The following is a 22,178-nucleotide window of genomic DNA, read 5'->3' on the forward strand; positions in this document are numbered from 1 at the left end:
TCCTCTCTTTTGACGCACGATCAACCAGTTACCCGAGCAAAACTCTAAATCCCGACTATGATTATTTCATCGGACGGTTTAAGAGACTTATTCTCCCCGCGTCCAGTGCCGCAGCAGCACTGTTTGCTGCTCTTGCGCCCACAGTTTTGGGCGAGTTAACAGATAGAAGGATGATATCGATGCACACAACTAAGATTACTAAAACATTGATGGCTGCGATGATCGGTACTGCTCTGCTGAGCGGAAGCGCATTTGCAGAGGAATCCGCGTCTCAGAAAGCCTCACAAACGGCTGACAGCGCTGGTGCAAAAATTGACAGCTCAATGAAGAAAGTGGGCGGCTTTATGGATGACAGCGCCGTGACGGCTAAAGCAAAAGCGGCCCTGGTTGATGACGACTCCATCAAAAGCACCGACATTTCTGTCAAAACCCATCAGGGCGTTGTTACCCTGAGCGGCTTCGTGACCTCACAAGACCAGGCTGAGAAAGCCGTGGCCGTGGTGAAAAAAGTTGAAGGCGTTAAATCAGTCAGCGACAAGCTGCACGTGAAAGACGCGAAAAAACAGTCAATGAAAGGTTATGCCGGTGACGCTGCCACAACCAGCGAAATTAAAGCTAAGCTATTAGCAGATGACATGGTTCCTTCACGTAACGTGAAAGTGGAAACCACCGACGGTGTGGTTCAGCTTTCAGGTGAAGTGGCGAATCAGGCACAGTCTGACCGTGCCGAAAGCATCGCTAAAGCTATCGAAGGCGTAAAAAGTGTTAAAAATGACCTGAAGGTCAAGTCTTAACACGACCCGGTGCGGCTTCTTCCGGAAGCCGCACCGATAAAAATACCCATCGTGGGATGAAACAAGCAGTTCAATATTAAAATGGTTAAGGAGAGGCTTATGTTTCGTTGGGGCATTATTTTTCTGGTGATCGCACTGATCGCTGCTGCATTAGGTTTTGGTGGACTTGCCGGTACCGCAGCCTGGGCAGCTAAAGTCGTATTCGTGGTGGGTATTATTCTGTTCCTCATCAGCTTGTTCACTGGCCGTAAAAAGCTATAGCGATGACCCAGACTGTTTGATGCTGACGTAGTCAGCATCAAACGGAGACCAGTTATTTGTGCGAATGTTATTGTGAGGCAAAGGATGCTTCATATTCGCAACGATGTGTTAAACGGCGCAACGCCAATAGCACAATTTATGGACAACGTAGCTGGTTCTCCGTGCTAGTATCCTTTCACAATTCTAATCCCTGCATTCCCTACATTTGCCTATCGGGAACCCAATCTGAGGTCGGTACATTGGGTATACGTATTCCCGTGACGCTTGGGGCGATTGAACCCCTTGCTCTCACACCTTTTAAAGCCAGGAAAATCGCCTTAGTGTGCGAGGGTGGCGGTCAACGCGGCATCTTCACCGCCGGCGTATTAGATGAGTTTCAGCGGGCTAAATTCAACCCTTTCCAGCTTTTGCTTGGCACGTCTGCCGGGGCACAGAATCTGTCTGCCTTTGTCTGCGCGCAGCCGGGCTACGCGCGCCGGGTGATCACCCGCTATACGACCAGCAAGCAGTTTTTCGATCCGCTGCGTTTCTTACGCGGCGGCAATCTTATCGATCTCGACTGGTTAATCGACATCACCCGAAGCGAATTCCCCCTGGCGATGAGCAGTGCCGAAACCCTGTTTTCCAGCGGGCGCGAATTCTATATGTGTGCCTGCCGCAGTGATGACTATGCGCCCAGTTATTTTGCGCCCACCAGTGATAACTGGCTGGAAATCATTAAGGCATCCAGCGCCATTCCGGGCTTTTATCGCCTGGGGGTGGATCTGGAAGGCATCAGCTATCTGGACGGTGGCGTCAGTGATGCCATTCCCGTGCGTGAGGCGGCCAAACGTGGCGCAGATACGATCGTGGTGATCCGTACCGTGCCCTCTCAGATGTTCGATACTCCACGCTGGATAACGCGTATGGAACGCTGGTTCAGCGGCGGTGCGCTGCAGCCGATGCTCACTATCCTGCATCATCATGAGCAGACCTATCGGGAAACGCAGCAGTTTATCGAGTCACCGCCAGGGGATTTACGCATCATTGAAATTTTCCCACCGCGCGTGCTGGCCAGTAACGCGTTAGGCAGCCGGATCGCCTCGCTTAACCAGGATTACCACCTGGGACGCCGCTGTGGCCGCTATTTTATGGCCACGCTGGGCCAGTGGCTGAGCGATGCCGAGCCGCAAACGGGGCTGGATATCGTTACGCCTGCCGCGCCGGTGGCGAATGAACCCAACAGTGGGGCGATCGTTACGCCGCTGGCGGGCAATGACGACGCCTGGAATGAAGGCTCGCTGGCATGAGGTTTGTGGATACCCATTGCCACTTTGATTTTCCGCCCTTCGTCGGACAGGCGGAGGAAAGTCTTGCCCGGGCCGCCCAGTCCGGCGTTGAAAAAATTATCGTGCCATCGGTAGACGCGGGACGCTTTGCAACGGTCTGCCAGTTGGCTCACGCCCATCCCGCCCTTTATGCTGCGCTGGGGCTGCACCCGATTGTTATTGAACATCATCAGGAATCGCATCTTAGCGAGCTGGAAGCCCGGTTGATAAAGTCGCCCGCTAAGCTGGTAGCGTTAGGTGAGATCGGCCTGGATCTTTATCGGGACGATCCGCAGTTCGACAAGCAGAAACATTTTCTGGATGCGCAGCTGAAGCTGGCTAAACGTTACGATCTGCCGGTGATCCTGCACTCGCGTCGAACGCACGATCAGCTGGCGCTGCATCTGCGCCGTCACGATCTCTCGCGCCGTGGCGTGGTTCATGGTTTTGCCGGTAGCCTGCAGCAGGCCCAGGCTTTTATCAAACTTGGCTATGCGATTGGCGTGGGCGGCACCATTACCTATCCGCGCGCCAGTAAAACCCGACAGACCATCGCACAGTTACCGCTTTCATCCTTGTTGCTGGAAACGGATGCCCCCGATATGCCGCTGAACGGTTTTCAGGGGCAGCCCAACCGACCAGAGCGCGCTTTTCAGGTGTGGCAGGTGCTGTGTGAGCTGCGTGAAGAAGCGCCAGAGGTCATTGCCGATGCGCTATGGCACAACAGCCACAGACTTTTTCGCCTTTCCTGATGTCGCCCGTTTACCCTTCTTCTCACAAAATGTTATAATAATAACATTCCCGTCGTGGGCTTATACGGGCTTCGCTTCGCCTTATTTCGTGACTGAATCAACTTTTATCTGAAATATTGCAGTTGTTTCATATTTCGATGTGACGAATGGCACATATTCACCGGCTCCGAATTGTTATTATTATCACATACGGGTGGATAAAAACTCACCCCTTGTCCTGGAGATTGTTATGACTGATATCAAACAGCAGGCTCTGCGCGCGCTGAAACTGATGGATTTAACCACCCTGAATGAAGATGACACCGATGAGAAAGTGATCGCACTTTGTCACCAGGCGAAATCCCCGGTGGGCAATACCGCCGCCATCTGCATTTATCCGCGTTTTATTCCCATTGCTCGCAAAACGCTGCGTGAGCAGGGCACGCCGGACGTGCGTATCGCCACCGTCACCAACTTCCCCCACGGCAATGACGACATCGAGATCGCACTGGCTGAAACCCGTGCCGCTATCGCCTACGGCGCTGACGAAGTGGACGTGGTTTTCCCTTATCGCGCGCTGATGGCTGGCAATACTCAGGTGGGCTTTGATCTGGTTAAAGCCTGTAAAACAGCCTGTGCGGAAGCGGATGTACTGCTGAAAGTGATTATTGAAACCGGTGAGCTGAAGCAGGAAGCGCTGATCCGTCAGGCCTCTGAAATTGCCATTGATGCTGGAGCGGACTTTATCAAAACCTCAACCGGTAAAGTGCCCGTGAATGCAACGCCCGAAGTGGCGCAGATCATGATGAGCGTGATCCGCGATAAAGGTGTGAAAGCGCAGGTTGGCTTTAAACCGGCTGGCGGCGTGCGTACCGCTGAAGATGCCGCCATCTATCTGCAACTGGCTGAAGATACGCTGGGTGCCGACTGGGCTGACGCTCGCCACTTCCGTTTTGGCGCTTCCAGCCTGCTGGCAAACCTGCTGAACACCCTTGGACACAGCAGCGATACCCGTCAGTCAGGCTACTGATATCTCCGGGCGGCATCTTGCCGCCTTTTCTCCTCTTTCCCTGACGTAAGGGGGCGACTTTGTACCTTGCACAAGAAATCATTCGAAAAAAACGTGACGGCCACGCGCTGAGTGAAGACGAGATTCGTTTCTTCATTAACGGCGTGCGTGATAACAGCGTTTCGGAAGGACAAATTGCCGCGCTGGCAATGACCATTTATTTTCACGATATGTCGCTGCCGGAGCGGGTTGCCCTGACGATGGCGATGCGTGACTCAGGCACCGTGCTGAACTGGAAATCCCTGAATCTGAACGGGCCGGTGGTCGATAAGCACTCCACCGGCGGCGTCGGCGATGTCACCTCGTTGATGCTGGGGCCGATGGTGGCCGCCTGTGGCGGCTATATCCCGATGATCTCAGGTCGCGGGCTGGGGCACACCGGCGGCACCCTGGACAAGCTGGAAGCGATTCCCGGGTTTGACATTTTCCCCAGTGATGACCACTTTCGCCAGACCATAAAGCAGGTTGGCGTGGCAATTATTGGCCAAACCAACTCCCTGGCTCCGGCGGACAAACGCTTTTACGCCACGCGCGACATCACGGCCACCGTGGATTCGATTCCGCTGATCACCGCCTCGATTCTGGCGAAAAAGCTGGCCGAAGGGCTGGATGCGCTGGTGATGGATGTCAAAGTCGGCTCCGGGGCATTTATGCCCACGTATGAAGCCTCTGAAAATCTGGCGCAGGCCATTGTTGGCGTCGCCAACGGCGCGGGCTGTCGCACCACGGCGCTGTTAACGGATATGAACCAGGTGCTGGCCTCCACGGCCGGTAACGCGCTGGAAGTGCGCGAAGCAGTGCGCTTCCTGACCTGTGCGCAGCGTAACCCGCGCCTGCTGGAAGTCACTTTGGCGCTGTGCAGCGAAATGCTGATCTCCGGCAAACTGGCGGAAAATGAGGCTGAGGCACGCGAAAAACTCATGACGGTGCTGGATAACGGCAAGGCCGCAGAGGTGTTTGCCCGCATGGTGGCGGCGCAGAAGGGCCCGACCGATTTTGTTGAGCGCTACGACAGCTATTTACCTGCGCCAACGATGAGCAAAGCGGTTTATGCCGACCGGGCAGGCTGTGTTACGCATATGGATACCCGCGCGCTGGGCATGGCGGTGGTGGCGATGGGCGGTGGACGCCAGCGCGCCAGTGATGCCATCGATTACAGCGTGGGCCTGAGCGACATGATCACCCTGGGCGAGCAGGTGGATGCTTCACGTCCGCTGGCGGTCATCCATGCCAGCAGCGAAGCGCACTGGCAACAGGCCGCTGCCGCCGTAAAAGCCGCGATTACCTTGGGTGAACGCGCCCCGGCAGCCACGCCTGTCGTGTATCGCCGCGTCACTGAGGCAGGCTGACGCAGGGAACCCCTTTATACCGTCCCGGATTCAGGTATACTGATCTGATCGCTTTTTTTTGACTTGTCGCGCGCTTTTGGCGCAGGAGACTGGCATGAAACGTGCTTTTATTATGGTGCTGGATTCGTTTGGAATCGGCGCCAGCAAAGATGCCGATAAATTCGGTGATGCAGGTTCAGATACGTTAGGTCATATCGCAGAAGCCTGCTTTAACGGTCAGGCGGATAAGGGCCGTAAAGGGCCGCTGCACTTACCTAATCTGACCGCGCTGGGCCTGGGCAAAGCGGCTGAGCTGTCTACTGGTCGTTTTCCTGCGGGGCTGGATCCTGAGGCGAAGATCACGGGCGCCTATGCTTACGCCAGTGAGCTTTCATCGGGCAAAGATACGCCGTCTGGCCACTGGGAAATCGCCGGCGTGCCTGTTCTGTTTGACTGGGGATACTTCAGCGATAAGCAGAACAGCTTCCCGCAGGCGCTGCTGGACAAACTGGTGGAACGCGCCGGTTTACCCGGCTATCTCGGCAACTGCCACTCATCCGGTACGGTAATCCTCGACCAGTTGGGCGAAGAGCACATGCGCTCTGGCAAGCCGATTTTCTACACCTCGGCGGACTCCGTATTCCAGATCGCCTGCCACGAAGAAACCTTCGGGCTGGAGCGGCTGTATGAACTCTGTGAAATTGCGCGCGAAGAGCTGACCGAAGGCGGCTACAACATTGGTCGCGTGATTGCCCGGCCGTTTGTGGGCGACAAAGCAGGCAGCTTCGAGCGCACCGGCAACCGTCACGATCTGGCCGTTGAGCCGCCATCGCCGACCATGCTGAAGAAGCTGGTGGACGAGAAGGGCGGTCATGTGATTTCGGTTGGTAAAATTGCCGATATCTATGCTGAGCAGGGCATCACTAAAAAAGTGAAAGCCACCGGTCTGGACGCGCTGTTTGATGCGACCATTCAGGAAATGAAAACTGCGCCGGATCAAGCGATTGTGTTCACCAATTTTGTCGACTTCGATTCCACCTGGGGCCATCGCCGCGACGTTGCGGGTTATGCGGGCGGCCTGGAGCTGTTTGACCGCCGTTTGCCAGAGCTCATGGAACTGGTCAAAGAGGATGATATTTTGATCCTCACCGCCGACCACGGCTGTGACCCGACCTGGGAAGGCACGGAACACACACGCGAGCATATTCCGATCCTGATTTACGGACCGAAGGTTGAGCCGGGGTCGCTGGGCTATCGCGACACCTTTGCCGATATCGGCCAGACGATCGCGCACTATTTTGACCTGTCCCCCATGGACTACGGCAAGAACATGCTGTAAAAACAGCGAAATTTTTAAAAAGGATAGAGAATTATGGCAACTCCTCACATTAATGCAGAAATGGGTGATTTCGCAGACGTCGTACTGATGCCGGGCGATCCGCTGCGTGCGAAGCACATTGCAGAAACCTTTCTGGAAGATGCCGTTGAGGTGAACAACGTGCGCGGCATGCTGGGCTATACCGGCACTTATAAAGGCCGCAAAATCTCCGTCATGGGCCACGGCATGGGCATTCCCTCCTGCTCCATTTACGCCAAAGAGCTGATCACCGAGTTCGGCGTGAAGAAAATCATCCGCGTGGGTTCCTGTGGTGCCGTGCGTCCCGACGTGAAACTGCGTGATATCGTGATCGGCATGGGCGCATCGACCGATTCCAAAGTGAATCGTATGCGTTTCAAGGATCACGATTTTGCCGCGATTGCGGATTTCGATATGGTGCGCAACGCTGTCGATGCGGCCAAAAATCTGGGTGTTGACGCGCGCGTAGGGAATATCTTCTCTGCCGACCTGTTCTACACGCCCGATCCGCAGATGTTTGACGTAATGGAGAAGTACGGCATTCTCGGTGTGGAAATGGAAGCCGCCGGCATTTACGGCGTGGCTGCTGAATTTGGGGCGAAAGCGCTGACGATCTGCACCGTGTCCGATCATATCCGTACCCATGAGCAGACGACTGCCGCAGAGCGCCAGACAACCTTTAATGACATGATTAAGATTGCGCTGGAATCTGTGCTGCTGGGCGATTAATCTCCACGCTCATTGATGCTCTTGCTCACCCGGCAGCGCGACGTTGCCGGGTGAGCGCGTCAGAAGATTTACGCTTCCCGCTCATTTCGCAACATTCTCATCAAATGACACACTTTTCATCAGGCTTGTGCATCTTGCTACTGGCAAGGACCGCTTATGCCACTATCATGAAGCCGAACAATAAATAACAACATGCCAGACTGAAAATACCTGCCTGATGAATTTTCGAAATTTCGACGCTGAAGAGAAGTTGTTTGTACGCCGTGCCGCCATGGCATTTGTGCTGGTCTGCATCTGCTTCACCATCCTGGGTTTAAACCTGTATCGCCTGCAGGTACGCGATCACAGCTATTACCAGACGCGCTCAAACCAAAACGATATCAAAATGATCCCTATCGCGCCCACGCGCGGGCTGATTTTCGACCGTAACGGGATTCCGCTGGTGCGCAATGTGACCTGGTACGACATCACTATCACCCCGTATAAAGTGGACGATATGAAGGACGTGCTGCGCCAGCTCACGCCGCTTATCGATCTGACACCGGACGACATTACGCGTTTTCAGCACGATCTCCGGCAGAACAGCCGCTACAAACCGGTTATCCTCAAAGAGGAACTTACCGACGAAGAGGTGGCGCGCTTTTCAGTCAACCAGTTCCGGTTTACCGGCGTCAGCATTGATACCTATCAGGACAGGGAATATCCCTATGGGGCCGATCTGGCGCATGTTGTTGGCTACGTCTCTAAAATCAATGATAACGACTATAAGCGGCTGAATGCCGAAGGCATTGCTGAAAACTACGCGGCTGACCACAACATCGGTAAGCAGGGGATTGAAGGCTATTACGAATCCCTGCTGCACGGTAAGCCGGGCTATCAGGAAGTGGAAGTGGATAACCATGGCCGCATTGTCCGGGTGCTGAAAGAAGTGCCGCCGGTAGCAGGCAAGAACATCACCCTGACGCTGGACCTGCATCTGCAACAGTATGCGGAAAGCCTGCTGGCCGGACAGCGTGCCGCATTGCTGGTGGAAGATCCCCATGACGGATCCGTACTGGCGATGGTTTCCAGCCCCAGCTACGATCCCAACCCTTTTGTGAAGGGCATCAGCTATAAAGCCTACAAGACGCTGCTGCAGGATAAAAACCTGCCGCTGATTAACCGTGTCACCCAGGGCCTGTATCCCCCGGCCTCCACCGTCAAACCCTATATGGCGATGTCTGCCCTGTTAACCCATGTGATTACGCCGCAAACCACCTTTTTTGGCGGCCCAACATGGACGCTGCCGGGCACCGACCGTCGCTACCGTGACTGGAAAAAAAGCGGCCACGGCACGCTCGATGTCACCAAAGCGATCGAAGAGTCTGCAGATACCTTCTTCTATCAGGTGGCCTTTATGATGGGCATCGATCGCATTCACACCATGCTCAGCAAATTTGGTTACGGCCGCTCCACAGGCATCGATCTGAACGAAGAGTACAGCGGCCTGCTACCCAGCCGCGACTGGAAAATGAAAGTCCATAAAAAGCCCTGGTATCAGGGGGACACGGTGTCGGTGGGGATCGGTCAGGGCTACTGGATTGCGACCCCGATTCAGATGGTGAAGGCGCTGGTAACCTTGATTAATAATGGACGGGTGATTACGCCGCACTTACTGGAAAAATCCCAGCTCGGCACCCGGGTTCAGCTCTATCAGCCTAAGCTGCCACAGGCGCAGATTGGCGATCCGAATTCTCCCTACTGGTCATTAGTGCGCCACGCTATGTTTGGCATGGCCAACGCACCGAACGGCACGGGCTATAAATATTTCCATACCGCGCCTTACGGCATTGCAGCGAAAAGTGGGACATCTCAGGTGTTCAGCCTGAAAGAAAACCAGACCTACAACGCCAAAATGATTCCGGTACGGCTGCGCGATCATACGTTTTATACCGCCTTCGCACCCTTCAGCGCTCCCAAAGTTGCGGTGGCGTTGATTCTGGAAAACGGCGGAAGTGAAGGCGTGGTTGCCGCGCCGGTGATGCGCAAGCTGCTTGACCATATCTTCCTGCCCCCGACCACCCCGCCGCCCGTTGAGGTGGCACAGCACCAGGCAGGCTAGCGGAAGAATACCCGGTTACGCCCGTGCTTTTTGGCATCGTACAGCGCGGCATCTGCCTGCGTGTAAAGCGTTTCGAACCGGGTGCCTGCTGCGCCCCAGCTGACGCCGAGGCTGGCCGTGACCAGCCGCTCCGGCAGCGCATTTAACGGCGAGGCGTTCAGCGAGGCGAGAATGGCTCCGGCGACGATAACCGCATCGCCCAGCCAGGTATTGGGCAGCATGATGGTGAACTCTTCACCGCCGATTCGACCGATGCTGGCGATGGCAGGCGTATTACGCTGAATACGTTGTACCAGTTCGCAAATCACCTTATCCCCGACGGGATGACCGTATTCATCATTGATGCGTTTAAAGAAGTCGATATCAAGAATGATTAAGGCCGCCGGCGCCTGGTCCAGCGTATCGCTGATGCGTTGAATAATGGCGCTGCGGTTCCAGACATCCGTCAGGGGATCGTGCGTGGCTTTGTACTCCAGTTCCGTTGCCAGCTCGTTCAGTTGCTCATTTACCCGGTTCAGCTCACGCTCTGCCCGATCGCTGCGTGAGATTAACCGATAGGTTTCACGCATCAGCCGCTGGTAGTGTCCGTTGAGCTGTAGCAGCGCCTGCCGATACTCTTCAGCCTGCAGGCTATGCTGCGCCGCGACATGGCTGGCCTGATTGAGTGCCTGGGTTTCTTCCAGAAACAGCTCATTGAGGTGCGTCATTGGCGCTGTTCCGCATGCAGCTTCACGGTTAACGCGGTGAAATCCAGAGACAGCTCTTCGCCAAACTCTTCTGACACGTCATCTTCGGCATCGTAAAACCAGTTCAGTACAATCGTGCAGCCGCTCTGCGCGAGCCTGTTGAACTGATCAAACAGCCCAAACAGCATCTTGGTGCTTGAGCTGTTGAAATAGCTCAGGTCGATATTCACCTCTGCCGCTTGGCTGGCCTGAGGCTGCCAGCTTTCCAGCGCGCTTTGCAGCGGACGGTAAAAGGCGGCGGCATTCTCTGGCCAGGATTCTCCCCGCAGGGAGAATCGGTGGGCCGCAAAGTCAAACTCTACGGCGGGCGTACATTCAGTGGCGGTAAGTTGAATGATTTGCATAGGGGCTTCTTCAGTCATGGCAGATAGTGGCCTTAAGCCAAAAGGCAGAGAGCTCGCTGGCCTCCAGTGGCTGGAAACAATACTCCAGCGGTTCACTGACGTCGCGCGCCAGGGTAAGCAAGCCGATATTGGCGCCTTTGCTCCAGACCGGACTCTCAGCGCGTAACCGGTTTCGGTAAGCTTGTTTAATTTCATCCGCATTCATCACGCGGAGCGAATCCAGATCCCCGCGCAGTTGATGAGTGGCGTCGCTGCCGACCAGGTTTGCGCTTTCCAGATAGTAGCGGCCATCATCGTAACGCAGGCTCAATGAACCAAAGCGATACAGCTGATCGTTGTGGCTCAGCGCCCGGCTGTCCTGCGAGTAACGCAGAATGTTTTGCGCAATCTCGATAAAGCTGGAGAACAGCCGCCGCCTGACTTTTTGTGACCGCTCGTGATTCTCCAGAAACAGTTTGACCACTTCGCCCATCGCCGTGATGTTCTGCGGTGAAAAAAAGCCGGTATACTGCAATGCAATAAGGCCGGACTGCGATTCGGTATTAAAGGGCAGACCCCGTAGTGACTCGTTTTTCATTTTCTTCCCGGTGCAGTCAATAGCGAAAGCCAAACCAGGTGACGTCATCGCGTCGCGCCTGATTACCTTGCCAGCTTAAATAGTCTTGCTGAAACGCCAGAGATAACTCCGCCATAGGCAAATGCTGATAGCGCATCAGCAGAGACTGAATACGCTTATTGCCAAACATGATATTCCGTTCGCCACCCGGTTGATCGGTGACGCCATCCGTGAGGACAAACAGCATGTCGCCCGGATTAAACGCCAGGCTCTGTTCAGGCCAGTGATAGTCTTCCGGCGTATCGGTATAGCCGACGCCGACGCGATCCTGACTGAGCGAGATAATTTCATTGCTGATGTTGCTGAGCATAAATGCCTGGGTTCGGGCGCTGGCCCAGCGCAGCTGATGCAGCCCGGTATCAACTGACATCACGATGGCATCGCAGCCATCGTTAGAGAGTGAGGTTTGCTGGGAGGCGTTCAGCTGGCCCAGGGTTTGTTTAATATGGTGATTAAGGGCATGCAGGATGCTGGCAGGTGCCTGCAGATCGGCCTCGCGCAGCGCGTTTTCCAGCGCAGACTGCAAAATCACCGTCATAAAAGCGCCTGGAATTCCGTGGCCCGTGCAGTCGGCGATGACCGCCAGCCAGCCATTGTCATGGCGGTGAAAAGCGTAGTAATCGCCGCCCACGCCGTCTCGGGGCTGCCAGTACAAACACCAGTCGTCGAGCAGGGAGGCAATCAGCTGGTTGGAACGATCCAGCATCGCGTCCTGAATGACCCGCGCGTAATCAATGCTTTGTAAAATTTGCTGATGCTGGCGCGCCTGTAAATCGGAGACGCGGCGAATCAGATCGATCCCCAAGCCAATGCCGATATAGTGCCCGTTCTCCGTCAGGATAAACCCATCGGCGACGGACTTATCCCCGTTGGCCACGACCTGCTGCGCAACGCTTTCCAGCGTATTTTCCACGTCAATCACCAGCGGGAACTTATCCATAAAGGCAATGCAGCTCTTGCGGTCATAGAGTTCGGGAAAGAAAGGGCGCGCCATCTGCGACAAAAAGATGTGGCGGTTGATCATGCCGAACGGCTTGCCGTTTTCCACTACGGGCAACCCGATCAGATCTTTGTGTTCGGCAAAGAGTGCCATGACGGCACGGTTATCTGTCTCCGGACTGACGAAAGGGACCTCAATGCACAACACCCGCGCGTCATAACGGCTTGAGGCGGAAACCACAGTATTCACAGAGGCGGGTAACTGCATGATGCGGCTCTTGATTGTCCAGGAATAATCTTAGAGTAATGAGCGCAGATGACGGATTTATGGCAAAAAAACGGTTGGTAAAAAGAGGGCCGATAAATCGCAGTTAAAGCAAAATAGCAGCGAAAAATAGCCTGCCAGAGGGCGTTCTGCAGCGCGAAAATCCGGCGGTTAATTGGGCGGATTGCTAAATTTTCGCCCGTTCCCCTTCTGGTTGATGGAAAACCCGTCAGTTGATTTCATTTTTGTGAAAAGCGTTTGACGCTGGGGCCTGCTTAAGGTTTAATGCGCCCCGTTGCCCGAATAGCTCAGTCGGTAGAGCAGGGGATTGAAAATCCCCGTGTCCCTGGTTCGATTCCGGGTTCGGGCACCACAAATTTGAAACCCTCGCTTCGGCGGGGGTTTTTGCGTTTGAGGGCTTTAACGCTGTGATGTTGTTGGGGTAAGGTTGATTTACGCGATCGTAATGTTCTGGTTTACGGTTTCGATGGTCGGCATTTTCACTATGTGATGCTGAAAGCATATGGGCGGGGATGGCACAGAGGCGCATTTCGTCATTGCCTTGCACAACACGCAGCTTCGCCGTGTGCGAGCTGATGAGATACCGCAGAAGCGAATTATTCCCTGGATAACCAAGCAGGCTAAACAGCAACAGGAAGCTGTATGATGAAACGTACATTATTTTTAGGCATCTTATATCCTGCGTTGGCATTCTCAGATACTCCCGGTTTTATGACACCCGAAGTGGAATGCCTCAATGACAATACGATTCCTTTCATAAACACAAAAATTCCAGCCAAAAAATCGTTGACGACGCATACATAAAATGCAAGTCGGAATTGGATGCCTGGTCAAAATCTCGTGAAATGCTTCCTAAAGAAATCAGAGAAAGCCAATATAAAGAATTTCATGATTTCTATATAAGAATGATCGAGAAAAGACGGGCATACGAAGCTAAGGAATAGTGTAAATTGCTCAAAAAGCATAAGGAAGTTTTACAGTTAATGAGCAGGCTATTGCTAAGCTGACTAATTTATTGAAATATATTTCAATTTTTAATTGTTAGTCCATGTAAAATACATATTTATTTAAGCTATCTGAGTATCACTACACTGTTTTTTATAGCTTATATGTTAATTTTGAGGAGTGGTTTGATTTGGTAAGGGGGTTATCTATTTGTGCAAAGGACGGGCTAATCATATAGCTAAAATAATGAACCCGATGAAAAATTAAAAGCAATAAAAAACTGATAATAATATTAATCCAGAAAGATTTGGTTAGCTTATTGAGGTGCGTGCGTTCTATACCTGTTTTTCCTGTTTCTTATATTGATGAAAAAACCGATTAGTGAAGCTAAGCCTCTTGTTACGTAGGAAACAAGATAAAGCACAAAAATAATTTTAATTGTGCCAGGGCTGAAACTGACTCGTCAAAGTCTTACGAAATGTCCATCATATTACCTTCATTCACGCTTAATTGGCGGTTTACCGCCTCCACGCTGTTTCTGCTCAGATCATTTGACTGACGGACTCCTCCGCTGCTCAAGAAGCTCTGTATGCTGAGCCGCAGAAAATGCATCACCTTTCATCTGTCCCCTCTGGCAGCCTACCGTCGAGCTCATACATCAGCGCGTGAGAGAGTACTGGTCGAAGGTGTTCGAGTTTCGTTAGCGGAGGGAAATCGAGTTGTGGTTGCATCTTACCTGGGGTCAGACTCAGGGGCTACCTGAAGGTGTGGGGCTGACTTAATCGCAACCTGCTAAAAGGCGTCCCTTTGAGAGATTCTGCCCGCGCCCTGCCCTGATGCAATTGGAAATTTTCTCCCGGCAGTGGCATTGCATGTTACGCACCAGATGGCCGGAAATGCTGTTGAAAATAACTTCTTAACCGAAAAAATAATTTCGAATGTTAATTCATAAAAGGGATGTCCACACTGATTACAGACATGTATTCGATTTGAACGATCGAAATATCGCGTTATGGACTGAAGCATTTAACGATGCCATGGGGGAACCCGCGTGGCATCTTCAGGTCGACGATGCTTACGGCCCACTTTTCGTACCGATCAATACGGTGGTGCATCTGAAGGAAAAGTTTGGCTTCGTCTATGACGCGGGTGTAGCGGCCGCGCATAACAGCGGCCAAAAGAATACAGACTGCTCAGCCTCGGCCGTTTTAGAGGGCACCATCTGGTCAGCAGAGCCCGGCAACTATTACTGCATGTCCAGAAACTGGGCGGGAAATAACAGGCTGACGATTGAGGTTAGCCGCACGTCTGATATAGCTGGTAGCTCCGCCACAAGGAAAGGAGCTTTATTAAATCGATGTATATCACATCCGATCTTAAGCTAGTCACTGATGCCTGGACGAAGCGTCTTTTCAGTCAGATTCATACGGGGACACGCATTGAAGAGGAGTAGAGCTGTCAGCTGGCACCGGATTGTACGGTGCTTCAGAACCATGAAGGAGAATGCTGACTATGAATGTGTGCTGCGAAGAGCATGCACACATTCATTACGTTGAGCCCTTTATTAACGCGACCTAATTTACTATGCCCGGTAAGCCTCTGGAGTGTTTATGAAGAATTTGCATAGTAAAATCAACTTACTGGATTCAGAGAGAGATACGGACATACAAACCGTAGAACGTCGAGAGCGTTCTGTAAAGCGTGCGGAGCGCAATCTGGTCCAGGCTGAGTGACCGCTGTATGAACTTTATATTCAGAGAGACATACTGGTGATTAAGTCTTGGGGAGATAAACCTAACTGGCAGGCCATTTATTATATATCGGCCCCAACACCTATAAAGAAGAACGTCAGAAAGGGAATTTATGCTGAGCGAAGAAAAAACCCGGAAACATATCACGGTACTGAATGGAAGGATCGTACTCACTCGGCTGCTTTCAACGGTTATGCCATGAACGAATAATGCCACCAACGTTATCTGTCCCAAAATGCGGATCTTATCACCCAAGATGAAAACAGGGGATTCAGTAACAGTCAAAGTGAGGCGTGTAAGATCAATTTATCCCCCGCCTTAAGCAATTTTCCAAAAGTCATTATCGTGGAGCTTGAGATAAGATAATTAACCTCGGATATAAGATAAATCTCATTTACTTGGAAGTGGCGGCACACGGAGAACGCTTGAGTATAAACAAATTAAAACAAAGTTTATTAACAAAAGAAACAAATTGTTTCGTACTAAAAGTTACATCAGAAAATACATAGAGTTAAAAACATGAATAAGTTTCATCTGTTACATGTTTTTTGTGGTGACTATCCTAAGTGTAAAAGATTGCTTTTTTCTAATGTTTAATATCGAATTGCCGCCATTAAATTTAATTTTAATTAAAGTTTAACAATGTAAAGTGTTGGTTTTAAGGGTTTTTTTGCAAAATTGACAAAAGATTACACTTTGATTAACAAATTGAAATATAAATTAAGTTGATAAGATTGTCGGGCGATAGCTATAAGATAGTTCACAGACATAAGCGTGACGGCAGTGATAAATCACGGTTAGTGTTTAACATTACTAATGTTGAAGCATTTTCAGTGTCGAAATACTCCAAACCAGATAGCCAGAATTTAAAGGCGTATTGAATAAACGAACGACTTTTTTCAAAAATTTTTTATTGATCATTTTATCACCACGGAAATGTAAAGCGTTTAGGCAGGCACTCTATAAGAGCGTCTTAATTTCTCATCTTTACGCATCAAAGGTGTTTATATGATCAAAAAACTTATTGCAGAAAAGGGTACTCTGATTTTTATTGAGGCCCATAATCCGCTCTCCGCATTAATTGCGTCTAAAGCAGAACAAACTAATTCAGAAGGCCGTATTGTCAAATTTGACGGTATATGGTCAAGCTCGTTAACGGACTCAGCATCTCGCGGTATTCCCGATAACGAAACACTGGCATTAAGCAGCAGGTTAGAAAATATTGCTGATATCCGAAATGTGACAGACATGCCCATCATCATGGATGCTGATACGGGGGGAAAACCAGAACATTTTAGTTATTACGTAAAAAGAATGATTAACAACGGTGTAAATGGCGTCATCATCGAAGATAAAACAGGATTAAAGAAAAATTCTTTGTTCGGCACTGAAGTAGAACAGACTCTCGCAGATATTAATGATTTTTCAGAGAAGATTAAAAGAGGAAAATCTGCAGTTTATATTGATGATTTTATGATCATAGCCAGACTTGAAAGTCTTATTGCAGGGTTCGACGTAGAACATGCACTCGAACGTGCCGACGCATACGTCGAAGCCGGGGCAGACGGAATTATGATTCATAGTTGTAAGAAGACTCCGGATGAGGTTTTCTTATTCAGTACGAAATTTCGGAAAAAATATCCATCAGTACCATTAATTTGTGTTCCTACTACTTATTCTGCAACCAGCAACAGAGAACTCAGTGAAGCGGGTTTTAACGTGATCATTTATGCAAACCATATGCTCAGGGCTGCTTATAAAGCAATGGAAAATGTTTCAAAAGAAATATTGAGATATGGCAGGACGGCAGAGATAGAAAAATCTTGCATGAGTGTAAAGGAAATTATTTCACTGATTCCTTAAAGAGAATGACCATGAAAAAAAAAGAGATGATAATAGGTGCCTATATATCGTATGGAACAGGACATCATCCTGCTTCATGGCGCGAAAGTGGCGTAAATGCAGCGGCAGCGCTTGATATTGATACGTATGCCAATCTTGCAAGAGTATGTGAGAAAGGATTAGCTGATTTACTTTTTCTTGCAGATACGCCTTCTGTATTTCAGGACAATATGGACGGTTATGGCAGCAGGGTATCTGTACTGGAGCCATTATCATTATTATCGTATTTAGCATCTCAAACACAAAATATTGGGCTGGTTGCGACGGCTTCAACGACGTACAAACACCCTTACAACATTGCGAGGGAATTTGCTTCGCTGGATTACATTAGCAAAGGAAGGGCAGGGTGGAATCTGGTGACATCCTCAAAGTCGGATGCGGCTAAAAACTTTGGCCTTGCCGCTCATCCAGAACATTCAAAGCGTTATGATATGGCCTGGGAAGCATGGCAGGTTATCAGTGGTTTGTGGGACAGCTGGGAAGACAATGCTTTAGTAAGGAATAAAACCAGTGGACAATTCTTCGTTAAGGATAAATACCGGGAAATAAATTTTGAGGGTGAATATTTTAATGTAAAAGGCCCATTAAACATAGCTCGCCCTCCTCAGGGCTATCCCGTCATCGTCCAGGCGGGTTCCTCTGAGGAAGGAAAAGAGTTAGCTGCAAAAACAGCAGATATTGTTTTTACTGCACAAAACAATATTGAAGATGCAAAAAAATTCTATGATGATCTTAAAGGGCGAATGGAAAAATACGGAAGGTCAAAGAGTGAACTTCTTATTCTTCCCGGATTAAGCTTTTATATTGCAAGTGACGAATCTAAAGCCCGTAAAAAGCTTAATGATCTCAACGCACTGATCCCTCAATCATTTGGCTTAAGTATGTTATCAGATTTACTGGGTGGGGTTGATTTAAAAAACAATGATCCTGAAGGACCATTACCAGATTTACCGAAATCTAATGGTAATCAGAGTAGACAAAAAATTATTATCGATTTAGCTCGAAAAGAAAAACTATCTATCAAGCAACTTTATGAAAAAATAATCATTTCAAGAGGACATTATACATTTACAGGTTCCTATCAAGATTTAGCAGATGAGATGATTAAGTGGGTTGAAAATGAAGCATGTGATGGTTTCAACATTATGCCTCCTCTCATGCCTGAATCTCTTATTAATCTTTTCGATCATGTCATTCCACTTATTCAGGCAAGAGGATGGTATAAAAAATCATATTCTACTGGAACATTAAGAGAAAAACTGGGGCTTAAAAGACCTACTAATAAATTGTTTAATCAATAATGTATTGCGAGGAAATATAAAATGCTTAATAAAAATCTGATTCTTGAAGATACCACTTTACGTGATGGTGAGCAGGCGCCAGGTGTTGCATTTACACCAGAGCAAAAAGTAGAAATTTTTTATCTACTTGCAAATATGGGCGTTAAATGGATCGAAGCCGGAATACCTGCGATGAAGGGTGATGAAGTAAAGGCTCTGTCGGAAATGTTAGAGAGAAAAAATGAAATTAACATCATCGCGTGGAACCGAGGCGTGCTTGAAGACATTGAGTACAGTATCTCACTTGGATTCAAAGCGGTGCATATCGGGCTACCGACTTCAGCTATCCATTTAGAGAAAAGCGTTAAGAAAGATAAGTCCTGGCTTGTAAAGACGGCTTCAGATTTAGTTAAGTTTGCCAAAGACAAAGGGATGTTTGTTTCTATCAGCGCAGAAGATATAGGCCGAACAGATATTGGATTCTTACAGGAGTATGCACAGGTAGTTGCTGAGGCTGGAGCCGATCGTCTTCGCCTCTCTGACACGATTGGTATTCTTTCTCCTGCACAATACAAAGAAAAAGTCTCTTTGTTAAATAAGAACGTCAACATCGATTTGCAGTGCCATTGCCACAATGATTTTGGTTTTGCAGTTGCTAACACGCTGGCAGGCATTGAAGCAGGAGCACGCTACTTTCATGTCTGCGTCAATGGCATTGGTGAAAGGGCTGGAATGCCAGACCTGGCACAAGTTGCTATGGCATTGCACTTTTTCCACGGGGTTGATTTAGGGCTCGATTTAACAAAATTAATCGCGTTGAGTGAAACGGTCGCCAGGTACAGCCATCAAAAAATCAGTCCATGGCAGCCGATCGTAGGCGATAACGTTTTTGCACATGAATCGGGCATTCACGCAAATGGTATGCTCAAAGACAGCAGTACTTTTGAACCCTTCGACCCAGCTACGGTGGGAGGAGAACGACGTCTGGTCGTGGGTAAACATTCCGGTCGCGCCATTATCAAACATTTTCTCGAAGAATCAGGCGTGAAAGCTGCCGACGATAAGGCTCTTGATCGCTGTTTAGAACGCGTGAGAAGTCATGCCGTGCGCCACCCCGGTGGGATCCCTCCACATGTATTAGTTGATCTGTATACCGCGGGGTAAACAGGTATGAAAAGTAATCAGCCGATTGTTAACCAGATCATTGCGTCACACAGTGGCAGAGGTCAGGTTTCAGCAGGTGAACTGATCACGGTAGATGTTGACTACGTCTATGTTCAGGATGGAAATTCACCGACCGTGGCAAAACTGTTTCAGGATTATCATCTGTCTGAGGTGCTAAAACCCGATAAAATCGGGTTCTTCTTCGACCATTCAGTTCTGGTACCTGATAAAACCATGGCTAAACGTGTCAACGAGGCCATGGAATTTGCAAAAAAACTTGGAATAAACATCTATTCACGAGGGGAGGGAATTAGTCACGTCATTGCCCTGGAGAGTAAAATATTTAAACCCGGCAATATAGTGCTGGGCGCAGATTCCCATACTTGTACAGGGGGGGCCGTACAGTCTTTAGCGCTGGGAATGGGGGCTTCGGATATTCTGGTTGCTATGTTAACAGGACAAACGTGGTTGAAAGTCCCTCAAACAGTCCATTTGTGTATTAAGGGTAAAACGGGAAAAGATGTGCGGGCAAAAGATGTCATGTTGGCACTTTTAAATAAGTACGGACAAACACCATTTCTTTATAAATCGATCGAAGTTTCAGGGGAATGGGCAGAAGAGCTAACGCTTGACGAAGCTGCAAGTTTTGCAAGTATGGCTGTTGAGTTAGGAGCCAAATGCATATTTATGCCAGATGGGCAAGGCAGGCCTGAGGGGCTATTGAAGGCGGATGCCTCAGTGGCAGACAGTGTCATCAATTTTTCTGTATCAGAATTAATGCCCCATATCGCACCACCTCACAGTCCTTTGTATGCTAAACCTGCAAATGACTTTGAGGGTCTGAAATTTGATTATATTTTCATTGGAAGCTGTACTAACAGCAGACTTGAAGATATCAAAGAGGTGGCCGAAATTGTTGCTGGTAAAACAATACATCCCGATATTCACTGCCTTCTGACGCCAGGATCGAAAAGTGTTTATCTAAAAGCTCTCCAGGCGGGATATATCGATACGCTTATCCGCTCGGGCATTATTGTCACCCCACCGGGTTGTGGAGCTTGTGTGGGTACCCAAGGAACCATTCCTGCGGATGGGGAGAAAGTATTAAGTACGATGAACCGCAATTTTAAGGGAAGAATGGGGAATGCTGAGGCAGACATCTTTTTATGTTCTCCACGAACTGCAGCGATGGTTGCATTGAACGGCACTGTTCCACATTTTGAGGGAGAGTCCGCATATGAGTAAAACTGCTGAAAATTATCGCGTCAGACGCGTGGAAGGGAACATCTCGACCGACGATATTATACCTGCGCGCTATAAACATATGTATACCGAGCCGGCCCAGCTGGCACCGCATCTTTTTGAGAGCCGTTTTCCCGGATTTAGGGAAACGCTCAGTATCAATGATGTGCTTGTATGTGATCAAATATTCGGTATAGGGAGTTCGCGGGAGCAGGCAGTAACAACTCTGTTGGCATGTGGTGTTAAATATGTATTTTCCCCTTCTTTCGGGAGGATTTTTTTTAGGAACTCTTGGAATTTGGGTTTACATGCGATTGAGGTCGATACGAGTGAACTTGCAGATTTAAGTGAAATTAAAATAGAACTGACTGGAGGGGTAATTTATACAGAAAATAATCAAATAAATTTTTTCCCTCCCAGCTCGCAGATGACGACAATTGTCAGTGCAGGTGGCATAATACCCTACACCATAAATAAAATTATGGAAAAAAAAGGTGATATTTTAAGAGGTTATAGCAATGAAAAGTGAAAAGTTTGATGGTTTGGCTGATAACTATGATAAATATCGTCCCCGTTATCCTGCAATCCTTTTCAAGGAAATCCATGACTGGATGCAGCCGTCTGCCAAAAATATATACGATATTGGCGCAGGCACAGGTATTGCTATTGAAGGTATGACACGTGTCACTGGAAAACACTATGATTTCACGGCGATAGATATTTCTGAAGATATGATAAAAAAAGGAAGGGAAAAACTGCCTGGTACGACTTGGGTTAAAGGAAAAGCGGAAGATATTCTTTCTGATAAAAGCCGTATTGACGTCATTATGGCGGCACAGTCCTTCCAATGGATGGATAGAGCTAAAACATTAGAAGTTTCGATAAAATCTTTAAATAAGGGCGGGGTTTTTGCAGTTTTGCAAAACAATCGAGATTACAGAAATAATGAAATGCTTAACAAATATGAAGGTTTGCTAGAGAAATTTAGTCCAGGTTACAGCAGACATTATCGCGACTATGACTATGAAAATGAAATCACCAATGTTTTTAAATTGCCTATTGCTAACTTTAAGAAAGTCGTCACAGGGTGGACTATGGAAATGATTTCAGAAGATTTTTTTGGATTCATTTCTTCCTCAACCCAGGTACAAAGAGCTATTGAGAACGATCGTAATGGATTCTGGAAGGAGATTGAAATCTTGATTGACGAACACTCAGTTGGTGGAAAAATTAGCATAGATTATATAAGTGAGTTATTTATAGCTAAGAAGCGTGATGATTCATAG

Annotated in this window: 20 protein-coding genes and 1 tRNA gene; 17 read left to right on the top strand and 4 right to left on the bottom strand. The window is 49.3% G+C overall.

Features of this window, described 5'->3' with window-relative positions; genetic code table 11:
• The first annotated feature begins 179 nt into the window (after nt 1-179).
• From osmY to mrdA, 9 genes are all read left to right on the top strand, one after another.
• Nucleotides 180-794, top strand: a complete 615-nt coding sequence (gene osmY / locus ACPXSQ_RS13020) for a molecular chaperone OsmY (RefSeq protein ID WP_014605063.1) — start codon at nt 180-182, stop codon at nt 792-794.
• Nucleotides 795-893: 99 nt separating this feature from the next.
• Nucleotides 894-1,055, top strand: a complete 162-nt coding sequence (locus tag ACPXSQ_RS13025) for a DUF1328 domain-containing protein (protein WP_003848537.1) — start codon at nt 894-896, stop codon at nt 1,053-1,055.
• 239 nt (nt 1,056-1,294) lie between these two features.
• Nucleotides 1,295-2,344, top strand: a complete 1,050-nt coding sequence (locus ACPXSQ_RS13030) for a patatin-like phospholipase family protein (RefSeq protein WP_014605064.1) — start codon at nt 1,295-1,297, stop codon at nt 2,342-2,344.
• The gene (locus tag ACPXSQ_RS13035; RefSeq protein WP_426143992.1) at nt 2,341-3,114 is read left to right on the top strand and encodes a TatD family hydrolase; all 774 of its coding nucleotides are present in this window, start codon (nt 2,341-2,343) and stop codon (nt 3,112-3,114) included. Before ACPXSQ_RS13030 ends, ACPXSQ_RS13035 begins: the two co-directional genes overlap by 4 nt.
• A gap of 229 nt (nt 3,115-3,343) precedes the next feature.
• Nucleotides 3,344-4,123 carry a deoxyribose-phosphate aldolase gene (gene deoC / locus ACPXSQ_RS13040; protein ID WP_014605066.1) on the top strand — a complete coding sequence of 260 codons (780 nt, stop codon included), beginning with the start codon at nt 3,344-3,346 and terminating at the stop codon, nt 4,121-4,123.
• Between the two features lie 59 nt (nt 4,124-4,182).
• Nucleotides 4,183-5,511 (top strand): thymidine phosphorylase, encoded by a 1,329-nt coding sequence (deoA, locus tag ACPXSQ_RS13045; RefSeq protein WP_426143994.1) that lies wholly within the window; start codon nt 4,183-4,185, stop codon nt 5,509-5,511.
• Nucleotides 5,512-5,605: 94 nt separating this feature from the next.
• Entirely contained in the window at nt 5,606-6,829 is a 1,224-nt protein-coding gene (deoB, locus tag ACPXSQ_RS13050; RefSeq protein WP_015699532.1) for a phosphopentomutase, read from the top strand.
• Between the two features lie 33 nt (nt 6,830-6,862).
• Nucleotides 6,863-7,576: a purine-nucleoside phosphorylase gene (deoD, locus tag ACPXSQ_RS13055; RefSeq protein ID WP_014594584.1), complete on the top strand. Its 714-nt coding sequence runs from the start codon at nt 6,863-6,865 to the stop codon at nt 7,574-7,576.
• A gap of 217 nt (nt 7,577-7,793) precedes the next feature.
• Nucleotides 7,794-9,677, top strand: a complete 1,884-nt coding sequence (mrdA, locus tag ACPXSQ_RS13060) for a penicillin-binding protein 2 (protein ID WP_015699534.1) — start codon at nt 7,794-7,796, stop codon at nt 9,675-9,677.
• Here the strand turns inward: mrdA and ACPXSQ_RS13065 are convergent.
• The 4 genes from ACPXSQ_RS13065 to ACPXSQ_RS13080 are packed head-to-tail and all read right to left on the bottom strand — an operon-like array spanning nt 9,674 to nt 12,590.
• Complete coding sequence (locus tag ACPXSQ_RS13065) at nt 9,674-10,384, bottom strand: GGDEF domain-containing protein (RefSeq protein ID WP_013027166.1); 711 nt, start codon at nt 10,382-10,384, stop codon at nt 9,674-9,676. The two genes, mrdA and ACPXSQ_RS13065, sit on opposite strands and share 4 nt — an antisense overlap.
• A complete protein-coding gene (locus tag ACPXSQ_RS13070) occupies nt 10,381-10,767 on the bottom strand; it encodes a DUF1987 domain-containing protein (RefSeq protein WP_202945045.1) in 387 nt (128 codons plus the stop codon). Before ACPXSQ_RS13070 ends, ACPXSQ_RS13065 begins: the two co-directional genes overlap by 4 nt.
• Nucleotides 10,768-10,777: 10 nt before the next feature.
• Nucleotides 10,778-11,344, bottom strand: coding sequence for a SiaB family protein kinase (locus ACPXSQ_RS13075; protein WP_200286802.1), 567 nt, complete (start codon nt 11,342-11,344; stop codon nt 10,778-10,780).
• A gap of 16 nt (nt 11,345-11,360) precedes the next feature.
• Complete coding sequence (locus ACPXSQ_RS13080) at nt 11,361-12,590, bottom strand: SpoIIE family protein phosphatase (protein ID WP_013027163.1); 1,230 nt, start codon at nt 12,588-12,590, stop codon at nt 11,361-11,363.
• A 294-nt stretch (nt 12,591-12,884) separates the two neighbouring features.
• Here ACPXSQ_RS13080 and ACPXSQ_RS13085 point away from each other — a divergent pair.
• The 8 genes from ACPXSQ_RS13085 (at nt 12,885) to ACPXSQ_RS13120 (ending at nt 22,178) form a co-directional block, all read left to right on the top strand.
• Nucleotides 12,885-12,960: transfer RNA gene (locus ACPXSQ_RS13085), tRNA-Phe, on the top strand.
• A 290-nt stretch (nt 12,961-13,250) separates the two neighbouring features.
• On the top strand, nt 13,251-13,412 hold the full coding sequence (locus ACPXSQ_RS13090) for a hypothetical protein (RefSeq protein WP_227022900.1): 162 nt from the start codon (nt 13,251-13,253) through the stop codon (nt 13,410-13,412).
• 2,900 nt (nt 13,413-16,312) lie between these two features.
• Complete coding sequence (aepX, locus tag ACPXSQ_RS13095; protein WP_013027161.1) at nt 16,313-17,167, top strand: phosphoenolpyruvate mutase; 855 nt, start codon at nt 16,313-16,315, stop codon at nt 17,165-17,167.
• 11 nt (nt 17,168-17,178) lie between these two features.
• Nucleotides 17,179-18,507, top strand: coding sequence for an LLM class flavin-dependent oxidoreductase (locus ACPXSQ_RS13100; protein ID WP_014605074.1), 1,329 nt, complete (start codon nt 17,179-17,181; stop codon nt 18,505-18,507).
• 21 nt (nt 18,508-18,528) lie between these two features.
• On the top strand, nt 18,529-19,650 hold the full coding sequence (locus ACPXSQ_RS13105) for a homocitrate synthase/isopropylmalate synthase family protein (RefSeq protein ID WP_013027159.1): 1,122 nt from the start codon (nt 18,529-18,531) through the stop codon (nt 19,648-19,650).
• A 6-nt stretch (nt 19,651-19,656) separates the two neighbouring features.
• Nucleotides 19,657-20,895 (top strand): 3-isopropylmalate dehydratase large subunit, encoded by a 1,239-nt coding sequence (locus ACPXSQ_RS13110; RefSeq protein ID WP_014605075.1) that lies wholly within the window; start codon nt 19,657-19,659, stop codon nt 20,893-20,895.
• A complete protein-coding gene (locus ACPXSQ_RS13115; RefSeq protein ID WP_426144001.1) occupies nt 20,888-21,421 on the top strand; it encodes a hypothetical protein in 534 nt (177 codons plus the stop codon). The genes ACPXSQ_RS13110 and ACPXSQ_RS13115 overlap by 8 nt, the downstream gene beginning before the upstream one ends.
• Complete coding sequence (locus tag ACPXSQ_RS13120) at nt 21,411-22,178, top strand: class I SAM-dependent methyltransferase (protein WP_013027156.1); 768 nt, start codon at nt 21,411-21,413, stop codon at nt 22,176-22,178. Before ACPXSQ_RS13115 ends, ACPXSQ_RS13120 begins: the two co-directional genes overlap by 11 nt.

The organism is Pantoea sp. EEL5 (assembly GCF_049892805.1).
Classification (GTDB): domain Bacteria; phylum Pseudomonadota; class Gammaproteobacteria; order Enterobacterales; family Enterobacteriaceae; genus Pantoea; species Pantoea ananatis.